Genomic DNA, 24,643 nt, shown 5'->3' with positions numbered 1-24,643 from the left:
CCGGGACGGTTCTCATGGCTTTCGCCAATGGTCACTAGCCAAAAAAACCAGCGGAACCGTCCCCATGGTCACGGATTTAGAAATCCATGGACTTCAAATTCAAATATCCTTGCAGCCGTATCGCCGCCTTGGGTTGGTTTGTCAATCCACAAACGGACGTAGCGTGCGTTTGTTAACGCGATGCTGTGCTCTGAAACCGCCGCTGTATTATCGGTCACTTTAACAGCTTCTGTCCAATTTACTCCATCCGTACTTACTTCAATCCTAAACGCCTGGGTGTTAAAGGCTTGCGGTTCCCCGCCCGCTTGTGCATGGCGAATGACAAACTTGGAGAGGGCAAACTGGTTGCCAAGATCAACTTGCAGCCAATGAGGGGCATTCCCCAATGTGCACCATTTACTGTTGTCCGTTACTTTGCCATCGAACGCATACTTCGCTGCTTCAGTCGGAGCACATTGTCCGCTGGCGATCGCATTCTTGTTCAACGCGACATTTTGAATGTCCTTGGCTGCTTCAGAAATAGTAATCATCGCCTCTTTTGTTAGAACACTTTCACCCTCGCTGTTCTTGGCAATCAGGGTAACCGTGTAGACGCCTTCTTTCTCATAGGTGACGACCGGATTTTCCTCATTACTCACTGCTGGAGTCCCACCTTCAAAATGCCATTCCACTTCTTCCGTTACTTCTGATGACTGATTAAGAAAATGAATTTCCTGCCCTGGAGCCGCTACCGTTTTATCGGCACCGAAATCCGCTTCCGGCTTTGGATAAGGCGGCCAATCGAACGTAACAGCTGTTGGCTCGCTGCGTTTAAACTCTTTGTTCACTGCAACAATTTCCAATGTGGTGCTGCTTTCTTTGCCACTTCTCTTCAGATTGGATAGGTAATACACCTTATTAGGGGTAGCACCAACAAACTCTTTTTTATTATTCGGCAGTTTCCGATAAATTTCATAGTGGATTACATCAGGATCAGACGGCTTCCAAGCAAGCGGGACATCAGCGTAGATTCCTTTATTAAACACAATTTCATTTACCGTTCCATCGTTCGGAGCAGGGATAGAATTGTGTTTTTCCTGCTTGTTATATACCTTGATTTCACCAATATTGGTCGTAAAATCTTTCACTTCCTCGTCACCCTCCACCAAAAGCGAGATGGCAGCGATTTTTTTATCACTGTATTTTTTTAGTTTAAATGTGTCGGTCGTCCATGGTTGATCCGTTAGTTTTTTCACATCAAAGAACACAAATTGGTCGGGCTTGTCAGTAAAGCTGACTCCCAGTTTCATGTTTGGTTTTTTCAAATCTGTTTTGTATGTCAGCGAGATTTCCGTATCCTTTTGAATCGGCAGATTGGTTTTATAAAGCTTGATATGCGTTGGATTGTCCGCTTCAATTGTTCCTGATAGCTTCAACGAGCTGCCGCCGTAATAGGCCGTATCCCAATCGAAATCGACGTTAACAGCCTGCCCGCCTTCTTTCAGCCAGCGCCAGGTCGGAAGGATATCCTGGAGACTGCGGTTATTCCAGGACTGATTGCTTACCGTCGTTCCATCTGCGGCGAAAAACTTGCCGCTTCCTGTATTAAAGTGCGTCACAAAAGGGAGCTCCTCGATCGCCGTTTTAGCCGTAAAATAGTGGGCCATCCCTTTCCATGCCCCGTTATTGCTGGTTGCTGCAGGGTTTTTGGACTTTCCAACCCAGAATTCATTTTCCTTTTGATAAAACTCCTCCATGGTCTCAGCCGTTTTAAAGGCCCAGTCCGGGCGATAAATGCCTAATGAAGTTAATGGTGCTTTCCCCTCAGGGAAAATCCCCTCCCAAGCAACGTTGGTGCTTGTCCCATTTGCTTCCACATCAATCCCGGTAAATAAATCATACGGGCTTCTGCCAATTTCCTGAGCTTTGTTAACAGAAGACTGCTGGTTACGCCACCAGAAGTTTAAAAACATACTGTCAGAAACACGTGACCCTCCGTCCTGCAGGAAGCTGCTGTTTTGATCGGTCAACGCATTTTGCCAGCTAACCCTTCCGTTCTTCGTCATCGAATCGTACCACATGATATGCATGCCTTCACTCTTATGCTGCTGTAGATAGACAAGGAAATCCTTCATTTTTTGAGCTGTCTTGGCATCTCCGCCTTCGGTTTCTTGATTAATAAACCAGCCGTCAAATCCGTAATAGCGTGCCGCCTCAAGCAGCTTGTCCGCCGCAGGGAAGGAGCCGTCCTCCCGTTGGGTCAACATTTGGTTCAGCCATTCAACCTTTCCGCCATAGACGGTCGGTGGAAAGAAAACGTTTCCCAAAATCGGTACGCCGTTTTTATGGGCAGCGTCAATGACGTCCGCACTTGGCGGCACGATAATGCCTTCACCGGAAGATCCTGCCCAATACACCATGATGTCAACGTATTGCCAATAACTGAAGGTATTCGTCAAAAATTCCTTCCCGCCTTGGGAAGGTACGCCACTCGTTGTGGGGTTGAGCGCAGACAAAGCTACTACCTTTGCATCTGACTGGGCATGGTCATTGACTTTGTATAACACTTCCCGTTTGCCCAATGGAATTTGGCTGCGGTTAAACACTGCATCCGGATCGTTCTCTGGTGTCCAATTCAATAATTGCTCGGGATACCAATAAGATGATTCTGGCTGTTTGGCATAGCTTGTGTTGGGTGATAACCCCACAATAAAGATGCCTAAAAAGAAAACAAGCCACAAAAAGCTCTTTTTCACGTTTTTCACTGTTTCTCCTCGCCTTCTATCTATTTTTTATATTGAAGCTTAAGTAAGCATGCTTCCCTTTTCCCTGAATGGAACTACAGAATGATAGCGCTGCCAATTTTACCTTCGATGATGTTCTTCCGTCAGTCATTCCGATTTGACTCTTTTTTTCACATCTTATTCGGAGCAGTTTACTCCGTCAACGAATGCACAAAATGTGATATAGTTTTTCCATAATCTCTAAGGTTTTTCCAGTCTACGGGGTGTCCATGGGGAGGGTTCTCCTGGCTTTTTTAAGGGGACAATCGGAAGTTTTGCGCGTTAAAAAGCCCGACTAGCTGATAGGAGCTAATCGGGCCTAAGTCCATGGGGTCGGTTCCCCCTATGTATTTTAATCATTAAAAAACATGGTTGCATTAAATCGGTCCTTTCGGTATGGGTCATAAAATCCATCAGTAATGGTCCAACCAGAAAAGTCTTCTTTTTTAAATAATTTATGTTCTGATCGATGTGAACGCATTGGGAGTTCACCAATCAGAAGAGCTTTTTTTGCTACTCGTTTTAATTCACTAATAGCTTGTTGTACGTATTCATCGGAATCAAAGTACAAAAATACTCCATAACAAATTACTTTATCAAAGCTTTTATCCTTAAAAATAATATCATTTGCTTCTCCAACGATTACAGAATTACCTAGGATTTCAATGTGCTTTTTAACAAGAGTAGGAGAGTAGTCCATTCCTACATAATCGCAATTTAAATATTGAGCTAATGCGCCCGCGCCACAGCCAACTTCAAGAACCTTATCGGTTGGTTTGATATCTAATGCTTTTACAATTTGGGCTGCTACCTCTGGCATATTTACCTGTGTAGCTTCATATCCGTTATAGGCAAGCAAATCTTCTCTTGAGCCAGATACTTTACCTTTTCTGGTCCAGATTTCTCTCCATGTTTCTTTCGGTTGTTCTAAGTTTGAGTTTTGTGACTCTACTTTTTGTGTTTGATTCATGTACATATCCTCCTTATATTGGGAATTCTAGCCTTTTCTTATTTATTTTAGAAAAGCTCTTTTTGTGTTCAAATTTTGAACATAACTAAATTATAAATAAATTTATGCGTGTAAAGAAGAACTTAGTTCAAAAATTAACAAAGAAAAAATATTAAATAGAAGGAATAAAAAAAGCCGATTTCCATATTTGGAAAACGACTGTAATATTGGCTTGGTTTAATTATTATTGAATTGGATCTACTGGAGTATTGGGCATTGCAACATTTGTTCCATTATAGTGGGCAAACAATCCACCTTCGCTCTTTGTTTTTTCAACAGCTGTGACAGTTGCATGTACCCATGTACCTGTTTCATCATCAAAAACTTCACGATTGCCAGTCAAAGGATCGCCTACACTTGGTAAAGTTCCTTCAGTTACTACTGTTCCGAAATTATTCAAGTTAAAGCCATTGATTTGATTAGCTTTACGAGCATCAAATGCTACATCAGCACTAACAGATACATGTTTTGGTATTGTTATTTCATGAGTTACTATTTTAGGTTGTTTACCACCAGTTAAATCTTCCCAATATTCTGTTACAGTATATGTATCTTGAGCTTCGTAAGTAAAAGTAAGACCGCTTGCATTTTTCTGTAAAGCAGCATTGTTCCAGCCAAATGCTAATTGTACATCTCCTTTACCTACAAATCCTGTTCCTGTTGCTGAATCAAACGCTACCGATGCACTTGCAGAACCGACCGCAATCCCAACTGTTAATAACCCTGTTAATGCTAATCCCATAATTTTTTTCATAGATTCACATTCCCCTTTTAAGTAAGTTTTTTAAAAGGTCGGTTACACTACTAGCTCCATATGATCCAAGTGTCCAGATACAAATCATACTTCCTTGCTCCCTTATACAAATTAAAGTATAAACATTTTAGGTATATAGGTACATTGGGGGAATTTCCATATTTTTAAACGACAATATGCACTATTTTTTTGATTTTATTTAACCAATATTAAATTAGATATTAAGAATATAACTATTTTTGGGGAGAAATTCACAAAATATGTCGTTTTTTGAGTTTAGTTTACTAATCAAATTTGGGGGAATTTTATGCAAAAGACCTCAAAACCTACAAAAACAGCCTTTTTTATTTCCAAAGAGACCATTATGTTAAGACGATTTTTAATCAACTAACCTCACATGTTAGTTCAATAGGCATATGTATTTTTTAATAGTTTTATCAATTTAACATCATTGAAACGGATTGTATCAGTTTTAGGATTCAACTTCGTGCTAATCGATAATCGGTAGGGCTGAACTGCATGTACTTTTTGAACATACGGCTGAAATAGTTGGCATCTTGGAATCCTGTTCTGGCAGCGATCTCGCTGATGGGTAAATCCGTCATTTCTAAATACGACAAAGACTTGTCAATTCTCAAGCGATTCAAATAGTCAATCAGACTTAACCCTACTTCCTTTTTAAACAAATGACTAAAATGATACCGACTTAAGCAGCAATAATGTGCTACCTCATTCAGAGTAATATTCCTCTGATGGTTTTCTTTAATATAATCGATCGCTTGTTGAATTAAAGGAGTGACTTCCATTTGATTCGTGTTCAAGGATTGCTCTGTAAGCCAAACCGCATATTCACAAACCTGATTAACAAATTTATCGTAACGAATGATATGATACAAGTTTTGAATAAAATTTGTATTGTTTGTAAGGATGGTTGTTGCATTGGCGCCTGATTCCATCACCCTTTTAGACATTAATAAAACAATGGACACTACTTCTGTTTTGAAAATATCCTCATTAAAATGACAAGCCTCCGCTATTTTTTCCATGAGGTGTTTCAAACAATTAATGCTCCCCTCTACATCCCCAATTTTAACAAGGGCCAGCAGCTCTGCCTTTTCTTCACTAAACGGATTGATGAATGACGCCTCTTGATTCCGTTCCATTTCGCAATGAAAGATTAATTGATTTCCTTGAAAAAAACGTCCCGACATTGATTTCCTTGCTTCAATAAAGGATTGGTAAAGGAGGTATGGATTTTCATAATATTTTCCGATTCCGATTGATACAGAAAGGTCACCCGAATTAATAGAAAGTTGAATTTCCTTTGCCATATGAAGCATTTTTCTATTAAACTCCTCTTCTGAGTCCTTTTCATCCAACTCCAAAAGCAGGGCAAGAACCCCTTCCTCAATCCAATTCCAGAGAAATGGAATACGGACTGTCTCTTCCATTTTCCCCACTAGCTGTTGACCAATCCTTTTTCTCCACTCTAAAGAATTCCTACTTGCTAGATCGGGATAACGATCGATTGAAATAATCATCACTAAATGGGGTTGAATAAATATCCCGAACCTTTGTTGCAGCTCTTCAAATGTCCCTTCATGAACAAGCGTTCCAGAGAGCAGAAGATGGGAAAAAGCAGCGCTGTTTGAATTTTGCTTCATTTTCATTCCCCCTCGTTCATCCTATCTTCTAATTGAAAGAAAAAGAAGCCGCTTTTCTCTGAAGATACAGTGGCTTCCTCCTTATATGTTTACTATTCTATTTCTCCAATTAACTCTTCGACTAGTATAACGATTTCTCCTTCTTGGATGTGTTGGTAAATAATCTCTATATCAGGATGGAAAAATCTGTCCTCTTGTACAGTTGGTACTTTCTCCCGAATAAACTGATGAACCTTCCCTGTTACGGGGGATGGATTCAATGATTCATAGAAATCTAACGCCTGCGTGCCTAGCATCAATTCAATCGCTAAAATATATTGAAGTTTCTTGGATATTTGATAGGCTTTCTTAGCCGCAAAATAGGCAAAACTCACCACATCCTCTTGATTCGCACAAGTGGAGACATTATCAATGGTAGCTGGATGAGAAAGAACTCTGATTTCATTTAATAAACCGGCAGCTGTATATTGAGGAATCATATATCCATTATTTAAACCAGGATTGACCACTAAGAAGTTTGGCAGTTCACTTACATGATAATTCACCAATCGATCAATCCGGCGTTCCGCAATCTTGGCTAAGTTCGCCATCGCGATACACATGGCATCAGCATCCATTCCTACATAGGAACTGTCGAAGTTACCTCCACTTAGGGCGACTCCATCGTCACCTTCAGGCCAGATGATGGGATTATCACTAACGGACTGCATTTCATTCATTAGGTTTTCCAGCGCATTTTTCAATACCCTCTTTACGGCACCATGGACCTGCGGAATACAGCGCAGACTTAGCGCATCCTGCAGCCGATAATCTTTGTACTGTTCGGCAATTTGACTCCCATGAAGAATTCTGACTAAATTCCGGGCTGTTTTACCTTGCTCCTCATGTTTTTTTACCGCATGCAGGCGTGGATCAAAAGCTTTAATCGTCCCTTTTAGCGACTCGAACGACATGGCTCCCGATATATCAGCCGTTTTGACAGCTTGAATCGCATTATATAAGGCAAGCGCGGCAAACGCTGAAACGGAAGTAGTACCGTTTAGAAGTGCCAGTCCTTCTTTACAACCTAAAGTAACTGGCTTTAATCCGGCCTTCTCTAAAGCCTCGCAACCTGAAAGGAGTTCGCCTTTATACCAAGCTCTACCCTCCCCCATTAAAACTAAAGCAATGTGTGCTTCAGGGGAAAGATAGGCCACTGAACCATCACCAGGTACAACCGGCAAAACATCATGATTCAATAATCCGGCCATAAGCTCTAAAACTTCTAAACTGACTCCCGAAAATCCATGCCCTAAATGGTTGAGGATCATGAGCTGAATCGCTCTAACGACTTCTTTTTCCAGTGGCTCCCCTACTGATACAGCATGGGATCGAACAATATTCCGTTGGAGGATTTCGGCATCGTCCTTCGAAATCACTTTTGTGACATTACTGCCAAACCCAGTTGTCACTCCATATATTGCGCGTTCTTCCTGCAAAAACTTTTCGATTAACCCGCGTGATGCTTTGACCCTGCTGCGGTAGGAAGCTGTAAAGGAAACTTTTGCTGAATACCTTGCTACAGCAACCACCTCATCAATCGAAAGCTCATGATCTCCAAGAATAACTTCTTTTATATCTCTTGGGTGTAAGGATTCATTGTTGGTCATTTAACGCACCTCTTTATCTAAAAATAAAGCTTATGATAAATTTCTTTTTCCTGAAAGCGATGAATTGATGTTTGGAGAGCTCCCCGTTTCAAGTTCTGGCTTATTGACATCGCTCATCGACAGATACTTTGTTTCTGGAGCCCATGCGATCGAGACAATTGTTCCAATCAATAGAACCACACTCATCGCGATCATCGATGGGCCCATTCCCCATGAACTAACACTAACGGGCAGCAGAAAAGTTCCAATCGCAGAACCAATTCGGCTGACAGCCGTCGTGACACCTACACCTGTTCCACGAATTTCTGTAGGGAAAAGTTCGGCAGGATAAATTAACGTTAGATTGGAAGCGGCAGACATCACAAATGTGAAGGTTGCAAAAATAATGATCGCAATCGTATGCGAATCTTTAGGCAATACACTTAAAAGAAACAAAGAGACGGTAAGAATGATAAACGTATAAATGGTGAAACCTCTGCGCGTAAGCTTTTCCGTACACCAAACCCCAACGATGGCTCCAGCTAAAAGGAAAAGGTTAAGCTGCATATCAACACTGAAGGTCTCTTCAAATCCCATTTTACTTAAGATCGTAGGAAGAAACGTATAAATGGCAAAATACGGAACAACCTGACATACATAAAATAATGATCCAAAGGTTGTTCGTTTCCAAAGCTGTTTACTAAAAAGATCGACCATACGGAAAGCCTTTTCAGAATGAGATTTAATTGTTTCATCCATAATGGCATTCGGTCCAATATGTTTTCTCACGATGGCACGCGCCTCTTCCACACGCCCCATTTTAATTAACCAAAGTGGCGATTCTGGAGTACCGATACGTAATATTAATAAAATAAAAGCTGGAATAGCAGCACTCATCAGCATCCATCGCCAAGATTCCGGGCCTGCTTTTTGTAAATAAAAACCGACAATATTCGAAACAACATAACCGACTGTCCAGAGGACATTTAAAGAAGAAAGCAATAATCCTCGATACTTTCTAGGGGCAAACTCAGCGAGTAAAGTCGATCCAACCGCGTAGTCTCCTCCTAAGGCAATCCCTATCAATAAGCGTAAAATGAACAGCGTCCATGGATCATTCACAAAGAACTGTAAAGCAGAGGCAATCCCGATAATCAGAAAATTAGCTAAGTAGATTTTCTGTCTGCCAATCCGGTCGGATAACCCTCCCAATAACAGGCTCCCGAAAAAGAGGCCAATTAAAGCGGAGCTTCCAATTAATCCTTCCCATATGGCGCCTAGTTTCATTTGTGGCCCTAATAAAGAAAGCGCCATTCCAATAATCCCTAAAGCATAACCATCCGAAAAATTAGAACCGAACGTAAGGGCGGTAATCCGAAGATGAAATTTATTAAGCGGTGCATCATCGATTAAATATTTTTGATTGCTCATAAAAGGCTCCTTTTCTGTATTTATTTGACTTTTCAGATTTCTCTCGATAAAAAAATAACTCCCTTTTCACTTCCTTTCATTATGCCTGTATGCGTTTTCACTTTAGTATACTAAATTATAATATGTTAAAAGAAAGATGGCTCTAGAGGATAATTCGATTTATTAGCACAATATTGCTATATTTTGTGATGATCGGCCAAACAAAAAAACAGGGAAAACACATAGGTTTTCCCTCTTTTTCAGCTGCACATGAATATTAATCTATTTATTTTTACATTCATTTGAAAAACGATGAAGTGAAAACATGGAAATATCATAGGATGTTTTACCTTCGTTAACGAGATCACAAATAATTTTTCCTATGACACTTGCAAATTTAAAGCCATGTCCGGAAAAACCAGCCGCTATCATGACATTTGAAAATGCCGGGTGCCGGTCAATAATAAAATGCTCATCAGGAGTAAGGGTATAAAGACATGTTTTGCCTTTAATCAAGCGCCCATTGGCTTTTGGCAGGTACTTTTGAATAAAATTCCGAGCCTCATTCTCATCTGATGAGGCCGAACCATATTCCCGGTTGAAACAATCCGGGTCTACCTTTTCACCCCCATCATGTCTTCCAATCTTTACCCCGCTTCCATTTAAACTTGGAAAACCATAATAATGTTCATTTCCTACATCAATAGAGAAAGCCGGAAAACAGTTGGAATCATAGAGATGCTCATCACATTCAAACCACGAGACTGTCTTACGTGTCGGCTGAAGAGGAAGGTCTACTCCTGTTCCCTCAAGGATTTTCCCTGTCCAGGCTCCTGAACAGACAACCACATACTCAGCCGCATATTGTTCATTTTCTGTATGTACAATGGCACCTTCAGCAAACTTCTCTATTTTCTCCACCTTTGTATAAGGTATGATGGTCATCCCATTCGCTAAACCTAGCCTGCGATAAGCACGAATACATTCTTCACTATATAGGACTCCAGAGTTCATTTCTAGACAGCCAACGTATCCTGGTGGTAAAGTGATGCCTGACCATCGGCCATTGATTTCTTCGCTTGATAGGATTTCAAGCGGCAACGAAAATTCCTTGGCACTTTTGATGACTTCTTCGATAAATGAGGAACCCTCTTCACCTACACACAACACTCCCTTACGAGAAAACAATTTCATTCCTGATTCTTGTTCCAGTTCACTCCATAATTCCTGAGCTCCGAGTGCAAGAGGAACATAATTCCTTCCTTCTCCATAGGCATGACGAATAATTCGAGTATCCCCATGATGGCTGCCTAAGCTATGAGGGGGATCATACGAATCTAGTAATAATGTTCTTTTCCCAAGCTTTGATAAGTAATACCCTGCAGCCATACCCATTGACCCGGCTCCAACAATGACAACATCATAGTGGTCCTTCAATCTCATACACATCCTTCCAAATATGAAATTATAATATCAGAAATTTCTTTCTAGTTGGCGAGTTTTTCTTCACATTTTGATGGACGTAGCCGAAAACAATGGTATTTATAACCAATTAAGGGTAAAATTAGTATCTAATACTCGTTTTTTTAAAGGGAGGATACATATGATCATCGTTACAACTGAAAATATTCCGAATCACAAAGTTACAGACGTATTAGGTCCAGTATTTGGCTTAACCGTAAGGGCAAGGGGAATTGGGAAAGATATCATGGCTTCTTTAAAGGGACTGGTGGGAGGAGAAATAAGCCAGTATACAGAAATGCTAGAAGATGCCAGAAAACAAGCAATAGATCGTATGGTGAAAAATGCAGCAGCAATGGGGGCCACCGGTATTATTATGATGCGCTTTGACTCAGGTGAAATCGGCCAGAACATGAGTGAAATTGTCGCATATGGGACAGCTGTAATGGTGGAGAAGGAATAACACATGAAATGGATTTTGGGATTCTACGGTATCCAACTCGTTATTCTGCTTATACTAATCTTTTTATCTTGGCTTATTTGGGACCGCCGCTTCAAAGCAAAACATGGCAAACAAATACCTAAAGGATTTGTCCGAACAAATGAGGTATCCATTGATCCAACCACAAATAAAAGATTAGTTGTTTATTATAACCCGGAAACCGGCGACCGCTTTTATAAAGAGGAATAACGAAAATGACCGACAACAACATAATAAAATTGAATTTTTAAACATCAGTAAGCTGATCGGAATTTTTAAAAAGGAACATTGGCAAGCCGATGAATTGAAAATGTACATTGCTAAGTCTAATCAGGGACGGTTCTCAGGGTTTCTAATGAGGTCAGTAAAAACCAGAAGAACCGTCCTCATGGTTTTAACCGAGATGGATTGATAATTGCTTTGCCAGTTCCATTCTTCCTTTGGGAGTGACCTTTACTGCACGAGTTTGCGGCATACGTGAAAACCACTCAAGTTCAAGCATCTTTTCTAGCAGAGCATTCCCCAAAGCTCCAGCAATATGGTGCTGCCGTTCGGTCCAATCTAAGCAGCAACGGGCAAACGTCCTTCGTTTATTAGTAAGCTCCTCCTCATTAATCCCAAACTCTTTTAAAAAACAAGCCCCCTTTGTGGTTACTTCAAAATTCATATCTTTTTTTAATAGTATACCTTGTTGAACTAATGAATTAGTGATTTGTACACCAACATAACCCGCTAAATGGTCATAACAGGTTCTAGCAAAATGGATTGCACTCTTTTCTCTAGCCTCTTTGAAGGAATTGACGGAGGCACTCGGTGATATATTTAATAATTGCTCTATTACTTTCGCAACTTCGCTGTTTTTCAACTTGTAATAACGATGCCTTCCGTGCCTTTCAACGCTTACAAGATTTGCATCCAGCATTTTATGTAGATGAAAACTTGCAGTCTGTGGTGTTACTTTAGCTATATTTGCAAGTTCACTGCTAGGGTGGACCGTTCCGTCCATTAGACTAATTAATATTAAAGACCTAGTGGGGTCAGATAATAGTGAAGCAATTTTTGAGATATCTGGATTCATATTTTTCCCCCTTGCAATCATATTTCGATGAACATTGAATTATTCAAGTTTTACAATTACAGTGTAACTCATACTTTAGGAGTGATTCAAAAAATGAACATTGTTAACTTTAAAGAAATCAAGCCAAAAATAATGTATTACGGGACACCAACCCTGCTCATAACTACACTAAATGAGGATGGCTCAACCAATATTAGCCCTATGTCTTCATCATGGGCTTTAGGGGACTGTATTGTTCTTGGAATTGGATTAGGCGGCAAAGCTATTGAAAATCTTAAAAGGCATAAGGAATGTGTCATCAATTTACCTAGTCCTAATCTATGGAGGAATGTGGAAAAGATCTCTTCCTTTTCGGGTATGAGGGACATTCCTGATTATAAAAAAGAGATTGGATTTACCTATAAAAAAGATAAATACCAGGCAGCGGAATTAACACCTTTAAAGTCAAAAACAGTCCTGCCAACACGAATCAAAGAATGCCCCATACAGATTGAAGCGGTGGTCAAGGATATTCGCATCCCAGAATATAACCCACAATTTGCTATTGTAGAGACACAAGTGTTACACTTCCACGCAGAAGAAAATATTGTTCAACATGAAAATTATATTAATCCGGTTGAGTGGAGCCCACTCATTTATAATTTCAGGCATTATTTCGGTCTAGGAAAAGAGCTTGGAAAAACTTTTCGTTCTGAGACCTGAGCCGCGAGGGAGCCGCGAGGGACGGTTCTCTTGGTTCTGATTAGGTAAGTTAAAGACCAGAGGAACCGTCCCTCTGGTCTTTCCTCTGGTCTTTTCCATTAAGGTGCAAATTCGCCCCCAGCTAATTTAAGGCGTTCAAGCTTATCTCAAAATAGGGGTGTTCTTATGATAAATGAATGGTTTGCTAAACAAAGAATGATAGCCGCCGTCTTCCAGATATTTAAGAATGCCGATTTAGGTATTTCCTACTCTTACGGAGATAACAAAGGCAAGGTTTACCCCAAGATTCGAAAAATACAATTTGATTATGAACGAAAAACCATAACCTGCTATTTCTCCCTTCCTACAGGCATGGATCCAAAAGAAATCAAGAAGAAAGAGTATTGCTTTCAACAAGTCTTTGGCCAAAGCATTGAAATAAAAGGAGAAGTGAAGGAATTTAAGCTCACTGTTTTCGCAGCTTCCCTTCCATCATTTCCATTTAATTCTTAAAAATTCCTTCTTTACTCCATTAAATGCTCCTTTACATAAAGAAAGGCACTTTCCTTGTTTCAGAAAAGCGCACTATTATGGAAGATCATTTCTTAAATCTGATTCAATATAACACCAATTTATTCAATTTTAAAAGTTTTCCTTTGTCCAGGACTTTTTCGTTTTTAAAAAGCTGCTGCCTTAATGGCAGATCTTTTTATCTTCATGACCAACACGATTAATCCCTCCGAATTCACATATTAGCTCTAGTTTTTCCGTGAATTGAGAGGGATTAATCTGTATTATTTCTATTTTAATATTTAATACAATATTAAACTATCCTACCCGTTAATTGAACGACTCAACGTGCGGCCAGCCTCATCAGTTCGAGTTTACTACTCATCGCTATTCCTAGACTCAAGTTTGAACTTTCCGATGTCGTTCTCGGGAAATTAAAGTTTATCGTTTACTCAACCGGACAGCTTCTAATTCCTTTCATACCCGCTCTTGAAGCTATTATGCTGCGGATTCGGTTTTCATTTTTCCTTATTTCTAAATAAATCCACCATTTGCGCGGATTGTTTGTCCTGTTACCCACTGCGACTCTTCGCTTGCAAGAAAACGGACGACTGCTGCGATGTCCTCGGCTTCCCCAAGACGCCCGAACGCGTTCATGTTAGCAAGCCCTTGGATTTGTTCCTGCGTTTTACCAACCGTGAAAAGCTCGGTATTGACAGGACCCGGCGCTACAGCATTAATCGTGATTCCTTTCTTTCCAAGCTCCTTCGCCAATTGACGTGAAAACTGTTCCACCGCTCCTTTGGAGCCAGCGTACAAACTGTAGGCTGGGAACATCTGCCCCGCCACTGAAGTGGAAAAGTTGATGATACGGCCGTTCGGACTTACATGCTTGGCCGCAAGTTGACATGAAAAATATGTTCCTTTCACATTAATCGAGAACAGCCTATCATAGTCCGCTTCCGTGATCTCGACAATCGGTTTGGTAATAATGATCCCAGCGTTATTGACAACAATATCAAGCTTTCCAAAGGCCGTAAGCGTTTCTTTATATAATCTCTCCAGCTCGCTCAAGCGGCTGATATCAGCCTGGACCGCCACCGCTTCTTCCCCGTTTTTTTTAATGGACTGTACGACCTCGGCGGCTTGCTCCGAACTGCTAGCAAAATTTACGACCACCTTCGCGCCATGTTGTGCCAGATCTTCGGCTATCCTCTTGCCGATTCCTCTGGATGCGCCAGTGATTAAAGCCACTTTCCCGGCAAGCTTCTTTACCATTCCAACCATCTCCTTTTGCGGATTCTAAAAAACGATAATGGGATGCGTTCATGCAAACGGGTAGTCCATGACTACGATCCCTTCCACCAATGGGCCGATTCGCTGTAACAAATTCTGATGCAGCGGATGTTGGATATAATCCCGGCAAGCCTGCCGATTCGAAAAGGTTACCCGAATGCCTAACGTATAACCCTGCTTATGCTCCACTTCTTCCGAGACGTTAATTCCGGCGCTAAGGTCTACAATGCCCGGAATTGTATCCTTGAATGCATAAGCGTGCTTCACCGCTTCTTCTTGTTCGTCGATTGTAACGTTAGGCCCCAGTTTCAATAATACGATATGTTCATACATATTCCTTTCCTCCTTAGTTCTTGTTTGAGAATATTCATTTTGCGTCTTGCAGCCCTTTCAGTCGGGATTGCTCCTTCATCCATTTCACGAAGTTTTCCGCTACGAGATCAAGATACTGAATAGTAGGTTCGTCCGTCAACTCACCCTTTCCATCAAACTTTTCATGAACCAAGCCAATGTACACTTCATTTCCCGGCAGAAGTGGTGAGGAAATGCCCGACGCGAACAGAATATCGCGCAGATGGCCCTGCCCTTTTACCGAACCCAGCATCCCCATGGAAGACCCTACGATCCATGAGGGCTTTCCAATCATGACTCGATCCACGCGGGATAACCAATCAATCGCATTCACCATCACGCCGGGAATTGTCGAATTATACTCTGGGGTTACCCATAATACCGCATCTGCTGCTGCAACCTTCACCTTAAAATCGATAACCGATTGCGGTGGAGCAGCCTCAATATCCTGGTCATAAAAGGGGAGCTCCCGAATGTTTAACACCTCCAACTGGAAAAAGTGCTTGTAACGGTTTTGGATGTAGCGGGCCAACTTCATATTATACGATTCCTTACGAATACTTCCGACAATTGCTGCTACTTTCATTTTGATCACCTCAATTATTTTGGTTCGAATGGACATGAACAGGTTCAAACTCTGACCTCTGCCCCTTTCTATTCTTGCTTCATCCCGAAGGATGATATAATCTAGTGTATACGCACCCGACAAAGCCAGGAAGAGATCTGGTTATCGTAGGATTGGGAATCCTACTTTCATCATTTGATAGGAGGCATGGTAATCATGTCGATCAAGCTGGATCGTTATGAGGAATTAGCCCGTTTTTTACGCATCCGCCGGGAACGGATTACCCCTAAGCAAGTGGGATTGCCGGAGTCCGGACGCAGACGCACGCCTGGACTTCGCCGCGGCGAAGTTGCCTTGTTGGCGGACGTGGGATTGGACTGGTATACCTATTTGGAACAAGGCCGCCATATCAACGTATCTTCTGAGGTCCTTGAGCGAATTGCCGTTGCGCTTAGGCTTGATGAATCGGAACGCAGGCATCTGTTTTTTCTTGCACGCAAACAACTCCCCTTAGTAGAAACGAAGGTATCTGCTCAGGTGAGCCGGGCGCTTCAAAGTTTTTTAGATAGCCAAAACACTTCCCCGGCGAATGTCATGGATGCACGCATGAACATCATTGCCTGGAATGCTGCCTACTGCGCATTGAACGGGGATCTCGCCATCTTGTCGGAAAAAGAGCGAAATTTTGTTTGGATGACCTTTACTTCTCCCCGTTTTCGCTACATCAAGGGAGACCAATGGGAACTGCATGCGCGCCGGATAGCCGCTAAATTCCATGCAGGGTATGCGCGTCACGTTGACGACCCTTGGTGGTCTGAACAGTTCGATGCGCTGTGTCAAGCCAGCCCTGAATTCCTGGAATTTTGGGAGTCTCATGAGATTCTAGAAGCCATTGATGCCCCAAAGGCGCTTCGTTGTCCGAATCTCGGGATCTTAAACTTCGATCTTGTTTCGTTTCAATATTTGGAGGATCCAAGCTTGACGGTTTCCATCCACGTCCCCCATCCGGACGGTACGGTGGAAAAAATGCAGCGGTTGTTAAGCGATTACCAGCACCATCATTCGGGATTATTTGCTTCTTCAACTTAAAAGCGACTAACAAAAGGATACTCAATATGGGCGCTTAATGTTTAGTGTTATTAGCGTAATCTGCCCGGTATAGTTCAACGCCCAGCAGTACATTGTGTAGATCTTTGATAAGCAGAAAGAGACCCACAGCAACGGCTGCGGGTCTTAATTTTAAATAATTATAGGCAAGGTTCATTAGTAATCCAAATGAATTATGTATAATTTTATTTATGTACAGTTAGAAAATCGTATAAGTTCTCCTGAAAATAAAGGGTAAAAGATATAATTGGATATTTTAGTACAGCCCTATCTCAGAAAGGGTGTGAATGCTAATTACTTTTTCTTTGAGGTTAACATTGTAAGAAATAATTTCATTATCGCTAATATTTAACACAATTTCATTTCCTAAATGGGTTCAATTTACTTACATTACTGTTATACTATCCTGCCTCGTAAAGATTGATCTTCAATATGAAGAGCACCTATCCAACATTGCGAATGAAATAGATGCTCTCGCTAAAGAAATTGAAGAATATGAGATACTCCAATCTATCCCTGGAATCGGAGAAAAAATCGCTGCAACGATTATTTCTGAAATTGGAGAGATAGATCGGTTTAACGATGCCAAGAAGTTAGTTGCATTCGCTGGAATAGATCCTAGTGTGTACTCTTCTGGAAAGTTTACTGCTTCAGTAAACCGAATAACCAAACGTGGCTCGTGTAGACTTCGTCATGCCTTGTATATTGCTGTTCAGAGTGGCATTCGGGATGCCCATAAAAAGAAAACAAACGATGAGATCATTCCACGCAATAAAAGACTAAGAGAGTTTTACGACAAGAAACGAGAAGAAGGAAAACCCTTCAGAGTAGCCATGATTGCGTGTGTAAATAAGCTCTTACATTGGATTTATGCCTTACTAAAAAGCAGAACTACTTTCCAAGATATATCTTAAAAACTATATCCAACTAAATAAAACAAAACCTTCCAATGGTTTTAAGGAAGGTTATTTAGCATGCAGATTTTTAGTATATCATTTTCAGTTTTAACTTTTTATTGAAAAATGTTGACAAACTATTAGCTGGTTTACTTTAAGTACATTATTTCACAATCAATTTTACACTTTAAATGTTTTTAAAGAAAAATAAATGAGTTACTTAATTTCATTCATATTAGAAGAAAATTGTGTACTAACAATTCATTAGAATTAATGGTCACTAAACAGCAAACGTGTAATACATAAAATCACCACATTTTGTTAAAAATGCAATATAGAAGTATTAGGTGGTGTGAATATAATGTCCAATAAGCTGATTTTATGGTTACTATTAATTATTCCATGGTTAACATTATTTTTTATGAAAAAAGAGGGTATCAAAAGGTACATGCCAGTAACAATATTTACTGCATTATTAGTAACCATCGTCTATGAAATAGGATATACATATAAGTTGTGGCAAATCAAAGAAGCGATAGTGCCCTGGGGATACATAACAAGTGTGAGCTTTGCGTACGGCGCATTCTTCATAACTACAATATGGGTTTTTTATTTTACATTCAGAAACTTTTGGTTATACCTTGCAACAAATATTGTTATTGATGCGTTTGGTGCTTGGGTGATACTTAAATTTGTTGAAGCAAGGAAATTGACTCACTTTACAATAAGTAGTTTAAATTTATTATTAATTTTTGTTACAATAGCCTTAATTGCTTATGTTTTTGAAATATGGTATGAAAAGGTTTAAAATATTAAAATAGCAGTGCTTTTTTATTGACTAACCTGCCCTTTCGTAAAGAGACTTATCTAACTAATAAATATTTTAACTTTACATAATCATTATTCGGTTGATTAAATTGGCTCTAATGAATTTGTTATTTATGAAAGAGCATTAAATATCAAGTTTACGGGTGCCAATCCAGATTTATATAGCGGATTCAAACGTGACTTCTTCGACAAACCTTGAAATAACAATAAAAAAGCAGAGCTAATTCATACGCGAATTGCTCTGGATTATAGATGCTTTTATATGTGTTTTTTTAGGTGCGGGTACCTCAAAAGAGAACGGCTTAGTATTCAACAGGGGTCATCTTATTTAAATTCCATTGGTATCTGAAATTATATTATGATTTCGTTTATTAAGGTTTCACTACCGTCATATAACGTTCTCTTGCGCTGATCTTTAGACCCGTCTCATCTTCCATCTCACAGGTTACTTTATATTTCCCAGCAGGCATATCAGCAGTTGGGGTCCATATTTTATAAGCAGTTTCTGTATTTTTTTCTGTCCAAGTTTCGATCACTTTTCCTGATGGATCTGAGATTGTAAATTTCCAGTTTAGTTTTTTCACGCCTACTCCTAAAATATGACCTGGTTCTTGTGGCGTTATTGGTCTTTGCCATACATCTAACACTGAAAGGAATAACTCCTCTTTTAAATTTGAGCGATCTCCATATATTTCATAACTAACATTACCTGCCCAGTCAAATAGCATAAAGATTATACTTTTCGGTTCATCATTCACTAGCAGGGATGTTTGTGTTGGCGAAATATTCTTATAACTGCCATTGACATAAGCAATGGATTTAGTTAGGCCGCTTCCCCCTTCATTATCCTTCATGTCCCAAGTAATCAAATACTTATTTTCTGGTGTTTTGTTAATTTGAATATTTTCTGCTTTTGGTCCAACAGAATCAACACTAATCGGAAGCTTAATCTTTTGAAGTCTTGCTCCCTCATAATCTAATGTGCTCTCTATAACAAATTGATACTTTCCATCTGGGACCACTTTTCCATCTACTGTTTTCAAATCCCATCCATATCCAGGCTGCCAGTAGTCGCCATTTGCCATTACATTTTTTCTAAACTTCCATGGTTCTCCTGTTATTTCACTGTAATCTCCAAGATCACGAACTAGATTACCAGAGGCATCTTCAATATACTGGTGTACCTTTTTTACATTGCGCAAGGTTGTAAAGATCCCATAAATACCTTGATTTGCAGCATATGGAGAATCAGCCATTCTTTGTTCGTCAAATGTTTTTGCCACCTTATCATAACCAATTGGTATATTTGTTGGTTTACCTAGCCAGTTTTTCTGACCCCAATAAGGAAATAGAGCTGTTTCAAGTACAAATGCATTTTTGTCCCACATCGGTGCATCTAAGTTCTGAGGTTCATCCCATTCACCATAAAAGCCCATATATGGTATGGATAAAGATGGAATCGAAGCTTGATCTCCATTTCTTGGAACAAAGCGAACATATCCTTCTACAAATATATTTTTCTTCAATCCATCTGGAAGTTCAATATCTACAGCTAAATCTTGCAGATGACCTTTTTTCACAGTAAAGGTAGCAGGTATGGTGTCGCTAAAATCTTTTCCATTAATTTTCGCTGTTGCCCCTTCAATTCGCTTATCGTTTAGCTTTAACACTTCCTTCGTCCGTTCGTTCTTCAGATCATGATTTATATCAAGATCTTTCTGCTCGGTATCGTCTGTTAAAAGATCTAGATACACATCATAAGTAATCTCGTCTGGAGAATCTTTACCATTTAACGCCTCTAACGAAAGCATAAATTTTACCTTATCCTGCTTAATCTCTTTTAATTCCACAGCAGCTGCATTTTCTGGCTCAGCAAACTTATTTTTCACTAATACAGGTGTCTTTAGTGTATTGGCAATTTGCATCATCCCTGAGCCTTGTTTACGTGGTGAATATGGAATTTTCCCATCTGTTGCCGGGTCCATTACGATTTGAGCCGTATTCATCAAAGCTGTTTTCGTTTGATAAACAGCATTTGCACCTTTGGTGACGCCTTTTTCATAGAGTGACTGTAACACCAAAGCTCCTGCACCTGCTACGTGTGGAGTAGCCATCGAAGTTCCGCTATAAGTATCATATTTGTTACCAAAAACAGTAGAATAAATTTTACCACCAGGTGCGCTAAGTTCAGGTTTAAAATCAAGGGTATGAGGTGCACCATATGATGAGAATCCAGACATCGTTCCCTTGGTTTTATTATCGATCCAAGTCCCCTTACCCACGCGAACTGTAATTTTTTCATTATTTTTCAAACGTTGAATCAAGGCTTGTCCTTCAGCGACTTGCGTACTAGCCGCTACACTGTTTAAGTTGGCATAATCCCCTTGTGCCGCTAAAGGAACCACAATTACTCCCTTTGCTCCTTTCTGGAAAGCAGGTATGTAGGCTTCACTGCCCGCATATTGTTGTTCAGCCACCACAATTTTACCTGAAACATCTTTTGTGAAATCCTGAGTACGACCATAACCTACATAAACTAACTCAAGCTCTTCATCTTTAGCAAAGACATCTCCCAAAGAAAAACCTTGATTGCGTTTGTAAATAAGTGACTTCCCATCTGAAAGAGTAAGGGTGTCCATATGGACTTGATCACTTTCATAAGAGGCTACTTGTAAAGCATACGGACTTGAACCAGGTGCCCCTACTACTCCAATATCAGGATTTTCTGCATATGGTGGATGAGTATATTTCGTGTCTCCACCTTTAGTACTGTAGAATGCGTTCCCACCTGCTGCTACTACTAATACTCCTTGCTCCGTAGCATTACGAACTGCTTTTTGTATCGGATTATTTTCATCCACAAAATCTGCGTCAGTCCCTAAGCTTAAGTTAATGACATCGGCATCCATTTCAACCGCATGATTGATTCCAGCAATAATATCGTCTGCATATGCCCCTGAATAATAATCTGAAAAGACTTTTTCCGCTAAGATTTGCGCATCAGGTGCAATCCCTTTTACTCCGTCAATTTCATTTGTTGCATTGCCGCCAATCGTTCCTGAAACATGCGTTCCATGCGAGGAAGCATAAGGGAGAACATCTTGGTCTTGGTCGGCCCAATCGTAACCAGTTGGCACTTTATCTGTATACCAACGCTCATCTACAGCTGTTTCGGCTAATTTTTCTTTTATACTAGTAGAGGTTAACTTTTCTTTTGCTTTTCCTGTGTTAGACAGGGTTAGATCTTGATGGCGATAGTCCACTCCGCTATCAACAACAGCAACCAGCATTCCCTCACCATGGTATCCTAACTCTTCCCATACTTGTCTCGCTTGTACCATAGAATCGCTAGAGTTCATCGCTGGTTGAAAGACTTCAGCAATTTCAACGCGAGCCACTTCAGGTAATTTTTCGATTTCTTTAATATTTTTGTACTGTGTATCTAAACTGAAGCCATTAATACCTGTTACAAAGTGATGGCGCTCTTTCACATTCAACTTTTTCGTTTCTTTAATCTCTTTGATTAAGGATTGTTGAGCTTGCTTTAATTTTTTCTTTTCAGATTCATTTCCTTTGCCACTTTGTACAGGATCTCCTGTCATTTCTACAATCACTCGTACTGAATCGTTAGGAGCATACTCAAATGGCTTGTGATTTTGATCTACTTCCACCTGCTCTTGATCAGACTGCTCGTCCTTTAACCAATTCATTTCACGCGCTTCTTTAATAAAAGATTGTAATGCTGAATCATCTGTAGTGACTGTGTTGGTTGAATTATCATTCGTTTCCGCAAAAACTGTCAATGATGAAAGAAGTAAGGTTGTTACAGCTGCAGTAGTCATCACTTTAAATGCCTTCAATTTACTCTTAGTCATTAACTTTGCCCCCTTTTTATTTGATTTAATTTTTATATTTATTTCTCTACTTTTATGAGTTTAGTAAATTAATAGAAATTACCATTTACCAACCATTCAGAGTAAATAAATACAATTAGAATTGTACATACACCTTAAATCACAGTAAATTGGGGGATTAAAGCATAGTTCGATAGACTTATATGTGACAATTTCAGTTTAAAAGATAGTCGATTAAACAATCATAAAATAGAATTTTAAGTTATTATCAGGAAAAATATTAATAATTTTGTCGAAACCAATTTTTTTAGCGGAGTATTTTCTCTTAAAATTGGGGGAAACAAACATAATTTGTGGAATTTTATGAAAATGCAAAAAATAATTAATTAAAATGTCCGCTCCTCCTTATCAACCATACGTGCAGTTTTTCTATGGCTAAATATTCATTTGAAAGCCTTGCTTTTTGGCAAATTCATTAATTATTTTCATTAAATCATCCCTATAAATTGATGTAGAACCAGGAATAATTCTAGGGTTCTTATCATCAGGAAATGTGTACTCTAGAAAAATTATAAAGTTTGTATGGTCCATTTTTTTTATTACATACTCATTGCACTCATATTCACCATTCCTGATATTATTATTTGTTATAAAATCGATTATCCCATCATAAAAGTCTTGATCTTTTATTTCGGTTTCTAAAAAACCATTAATAACTTTATCCATAATAAATCAATACCCTCCTCGACTAAATTTCACCATAAGATAATCATCTAATTTGAGTGAATCTTGTTAAGCTAAACTGCTTCGTTAGTCGAATAAAGAAAGGGATCGCCGCAGCCATCCCAATGTTTAACTCTTGAACCCGTTTAATTTCAACTTAATTGATGGTAACAATCAACTGTTGGTTCCATTTATATCATTACTTACCTTTTCAAAACATATATTAACTGTCCGTTCGTTTGAACGAGTCCGATGCATTGTATTAGCAGGTACAGTAAATATTTCACCTGGTTTCAATGAAACTGTTTCATCATTTTCTAAGTCTATGAAAAGTTCACCTTCCAATACATAAAATAATTCATCGCAATTCTCGTGTTTATGCCAGTGAAATTCTCCATTAATCACTGCTATTCTAAGAGCGTGGTCATTTATTTCACTTACAATAAAATTTGTGTAGTCACATTGGTCTTTTATTAATTCATTTAGGTTAAAAACCTCTAATTGTCCTTTTTTCTGCATCTTCATTCTCCTTCAAATCTAATCATCCTAAATTGACCTAATTCGACAATGGAACGAAAATACCTTTTTCTTACTAAACTATCCTGCCTCGTTCGTATTATAAGGTTAACCAGAATGCTAAATATTTCTGGTTGACCTTATTTATTTTGGTCTTATTATATCAGTAGCCAGGGTAGAACGTAACTGCCCGTGGGGCTTTGACCCCGTCAGCTAAACGGTTCGCCCCCTACTTGTAGAAACATGATTGAGGCTGGTTGGGACTTAGATCTCGTATAACAAGCTAAGCTGTGATACTGCATGGAGGATTAGGGGTTACTGGCAAATTACTAGTTTAGGAGGAGATTTTAGAATGAATCCAGTCATTGGTCTGGATGTTTCAAAAGGTGAAAGTCAAGTTCAGGCATTTTTAGATAAAGGCAAACGGTGGAAACTATCAAAAATATTAATGTAAAAGATAAAATTATAAAAGACCCTAAATAATCAATCAAAATAGTTCATTCTCCTTTAATATCATATTACTATTTTAATGGATATTCTTGTTTGTTTTGATAAAAATCTCTTGAATCCTTTTTATAATAAACCTCTTCGTTAGTGCAATAAAAAAAGGGACCACCGCAGCCATCCCAATATTTAACTCTTGCCCCCTTTAGTTAAACAAGAAAGTAGTGTTATGCAATCTAAAAAGTAGCGATAGACGAAGCCCGATCTCCCCATCCCAGTCGATGTAAGTTACTTTCGTCTGAAGAAAGAGTCAGTGTTTGTCCTTCAAAGTTAATGTGCTCATGCAATCGTACAAAAAAACGATATGATGTCCAATATCTGACCGAAGAAATTTCATCATTCCAATTCCCAAAACCGAACAAGCCCATGTTAACTTTCCTCAAATCGTTGTAACCTTGGCCCTGCTGTAGGTAGAAAAATTCTCCATCAAAATTAATGTGTTCACAAAATTGGACAGTAGGACGACTACTTCCTGGTTGAACAAACCCACCTGGATATGGTGTCATTGGTTGAACAGGTTCGGGTGCACCCCCACCCGGTTGCGGCCCAGTAATTATGTGAGGAT

The 24,643-nt window shown here is 39.6% G+C and carries 20 protein-coding genes, 1 pseudogene and 1 riboswitch; of the genes and pseudogenes, 7 read left to right on the top strand and 14 right to left on the bottom strand.

Annotated features, from left to right (window positions below; all coding sequences use genetic code 11):
- Positions 1-68: 68 nt before the first annotated feature.
- From LC455_RS16745 to solA, 7 genes are all read right to left on the bottom strand, one after another.
- On the bottom strand, positions 69-2,744 hold the full coding sequence (locus tag LC455_RS16745) for an endo-beta-N-acetylglucosaminidase (protein WP_223592468.1): 2,676 nt from the start codon (positions 2,742-2,744) through the stop codon (positions 69-71).
- Between the two features lie 370 nt (positions 2,745-3,114).
- Positions 3,115-3,732 carry a class I SAM-dependent methyltransferase gene (locus LC455_RS16740; protein WP_223592467.1) on the bottom strand — a complete coding sequence of 206 codons (618 nt, stop codon included), beginning with the start codon at positions 3,730-3,732 and terminating at the stop codon, positions 3,115-3,117.
- A gap of 223 nt (positions 3,733-3,955) precedes the next feature.
- Complete coding sequence (locus LC455_RS16735; protein WP_223592466.1) at positions 3,956-4,525, bottom strand: hypothetical protein; 570 nt, start codon at positions 4,523-4,525, stop codon at positions 3,956-3,958.
- Positions 4,526-4,552: 27 nt separating this feature from the next.
- Positions 4,553-4,636, bottom strand: a riboswitch (cyclic di-GMP riboswitch).
- A gap of 368 nt (positions 4,637-5,004) precedes the next feature.
- Positions 5,005-6,189, bottom strand: coding sequence for an AraC family transcriptional regulator (locus LC455_RS16730; protein ID WP_223592465.1), 1,185 nt, complete (start codon positions 6,187-6,189; stop codon positions 5,005-5,007).
- 92 nt (positions 6,190-6,281) lie between these two features.
- Entirely contained in the window at positions 6,282-7,838 is a 1,557-nt protein-coding gene (gene hutH / locus LC455_RS16725; protein ID WP_223592464.1) for a histidine ammonia-lyase, read from the bottom strand.
- A 30-nt stretch (positions 7,839-7,868) separates the two neighbouring features.
- Positions 7,869-9,248, bottom strand: a complete 1,380-nt coding sequence (locus tag LC455_RS16720; protein ID WP_223592462.1) for an MFS transporter — start codon at positions 9,246-9,248, stop codon at positions 7,869-7,871.
- 261 nt (positions 9,249-9,509) lie between these two features.
- Positions 9,510-10,670, bottom strand: a complete 1,161-nt coding sequence (gene solA / locus LC455_RS16715) for an N-methyl-L-tryptophan oxidase (protein WP_317851447.1) — start codon at positions 10,668-10,670, stop codon at positions 9,510-9,512.
- A gap of 160 nt (positions 10,671-10,830) precedes the next feature.
- Between solA and LC455_RS16710 the strand changes: the two genes are divergently transcribed.
- On the top strand, positions 10,831-11,151 hold the full coding sequence (locus tag LC455_RS16710) for a YbjQ family protein (RefSeq protein ID WP_223592461.1): 321 nt from the start codon (positions 10,831-10,833) through the stop codon (positions 11,149-11,151).
- A 3-nt stretch (positions 11,152-11,154) separates the two neighbouring features.
- A complete protein-coding gene (locus LC455_RS16705; RefSeq protein ID WP_223592459.1) occupies positions 11,155-11,379 on the top strand; it encodes a hypothetical protein in 225 nt (74 codons plus the stop codon).
- Between the two features lie 184 nt (positions 11,380-11,563).
- Here LC455_RS16705 and LC455_RS16700 read toward each other — a convergent pair whose 3' ends face one another.
- Positions 11,564-12,247: an ArsR/SmtB family transcription factor gene (locus LC455_RS16700; RefSeq protein ID WP_223592457.1), complete on the bottom strand. Its 684-nt coding sequence runs from the start codon at positions 12,245-12,247 to the stop codon at positions 11,564-11,566.
- A gap of 93 nt (positions 12,248-12,340) precedes the next feature.
- On the opposite strand from LC455_RS16700, the gene LC455_RS16695 reads away from it, so the two are divergent.
- Positions 12,341-12,949, top strand: coding sequence for a flavin reductase family protein (locus LC455_RS16695; RefSeq protein ID WP_223592455.1), 609 nt, complete (start codon positions 12,341-12,343; stop codon positions 12,947-12,949).
- A gap of 165 nt (positions 12,950-13,114) precedes the next feature.
- Complete coding sequence (locus LC455_RS16690; protein WP_223592454.1) at positions 13,115-13,441, top strand: hypothetical protein; 327 nt, start codon at positions 13,115-13,117, stop codon at positions 13,439-13,441.
- Between the two features lie 531 nt (positions 13,442-13,972).
- Here LC455_RS16690 and LC455_RS16685 read toward each other — a convergent pair.
- Genes LC455_RS16685 through LC455_RS16675 form a run of 3 tightly spaced genes read right to left on the bottom strand, consistent with a single transcriptional unit; the run spans position 13,973 to position 15,671 of the window.
- The gene (locus tag LC455_RS16685; RefSeq protein ID WP_223592452.1) at positions 13,973-14,716 is read right to left on the bottom strand and encodes an SDR family oxidoreductase; all 744 of its coding nucleotides are present in this window, start codon (positions 14,714-14,716) and stop codon (positions 13,973-13,975) included.
- A 48-nt stretch (positions 14,717-14,764) separates the two neighbouring features.
- A complete protein-coding gene (locus LC455_RS16680; RefSeq protein WP_223592451.1) occupies positions 14,765-15,067 on the bottom strand; it encodes a Dabb family protein in 303 nt (100 codons plus the stop codon).
- 34 nt (positions 15,068-15,101) lie between these two features.
- Positions 15,102-15,671, bottom strand: coding sequence for an NADPH-dependent FMN reductase (locus LC455_RS16675; protein ID WP_223592740.1), 570 nt, complete (start codon positions 15,669-15,671; stop codon positions 15,102-15,104).
- Between the two features lie 195 nt (positions 15,672-15,866).
- Between LC455_RS16675 and LC455_RS16670 the strand changes: the two genes are divergently transcribed.
- The 3 genes and pseudogenes from LC455_RS16670 (at position 15,867) to LC455_RS16660 (ending at position 18,461) form a co-directional block, all read left to right on the top strand.
- Entirely contained in the window at positions 15,867-16,739 is an 873-nt protein-coding gene (locus tag LC455_RS16670) for a helix-turn-helix transcriptional regulator (RefSeq protein WP_223592450.1), read from the top strand.
- Between the two features lie 440 nt (positions 16,740-17,179).
- Positions 17,180-17,671, top strand: a pseudogene (locus LC455_RS16665) (IS110 family transposase); the annotation flags it as partial.
- Between the two features lie 343 nt (positions 17,672-18,014).
- Positions 18,015-18,461, top strand: coding sequence for a hypothetical protein (locus LC455_RS16660; protein WP_223592449.1), 447 nt, complete (start codon positions 18,015-18,017; stop codon positions 18,459-18,461).
- A gap of 391 nt (positions 18,462-18,852) precedes the next feature.
- Here LC455_RS16660 and LC455_RS16655 read toward each other — a convergent pair whose 3' ends face one another.
- The 3 genes from LC455_RS16655 to LC455_RS16645 all read right to left on the bottom strand — a co-directional run bounded on the left by LC455_RS16655 (position 18,853) and on the right by LC455_RS16645 (position 23,577).
- Positions 18,853-22,356 (bottom strand): S8 family serine peptidase, encoded by a 3,504-nt coding sequence (locus tag LC455_RS16655; RefSeq protein ID WP_223592448.1) that lies wholly within the window; start codon positions 22,354-22,356, stop codon positions 18,853-18,855.
- Positions 22,357-22,770: 414 nt separating this feature from the next.
- On the bottom strand, positions 22,771-23,061 hold the full coding sequence (locus LC455_RS16650) for a hypothetical protein (RefSeq protein ID WP_223592447.1): 291 nt from the start codon (positions 23,059-23,061) through the stop codon (positions 22,771-22,773).
- A gap of 171 nt (positions 23,062-23,232) precedes the next feature.
- Positions 23,233-23,577: a cupin domain-containing protein gene (locus LC455_RS16645; protein ID WP_223592446.1), complete on the bottom strand. Its 345-nt coding sequence runs from the start codon at positions 23,575-23,577 to the stop codon at positions 23,233-23,235.
- Positions 23,578-24,643: the final 1,066 nt, after the last annotated feature.

The sequence above is a fragment of the Neobacillus bataviensis genome (genome assembly GCF_019969725.1).
This window is presented reverse-complemented; position numbering and strand designations above follow the sequence as displayed.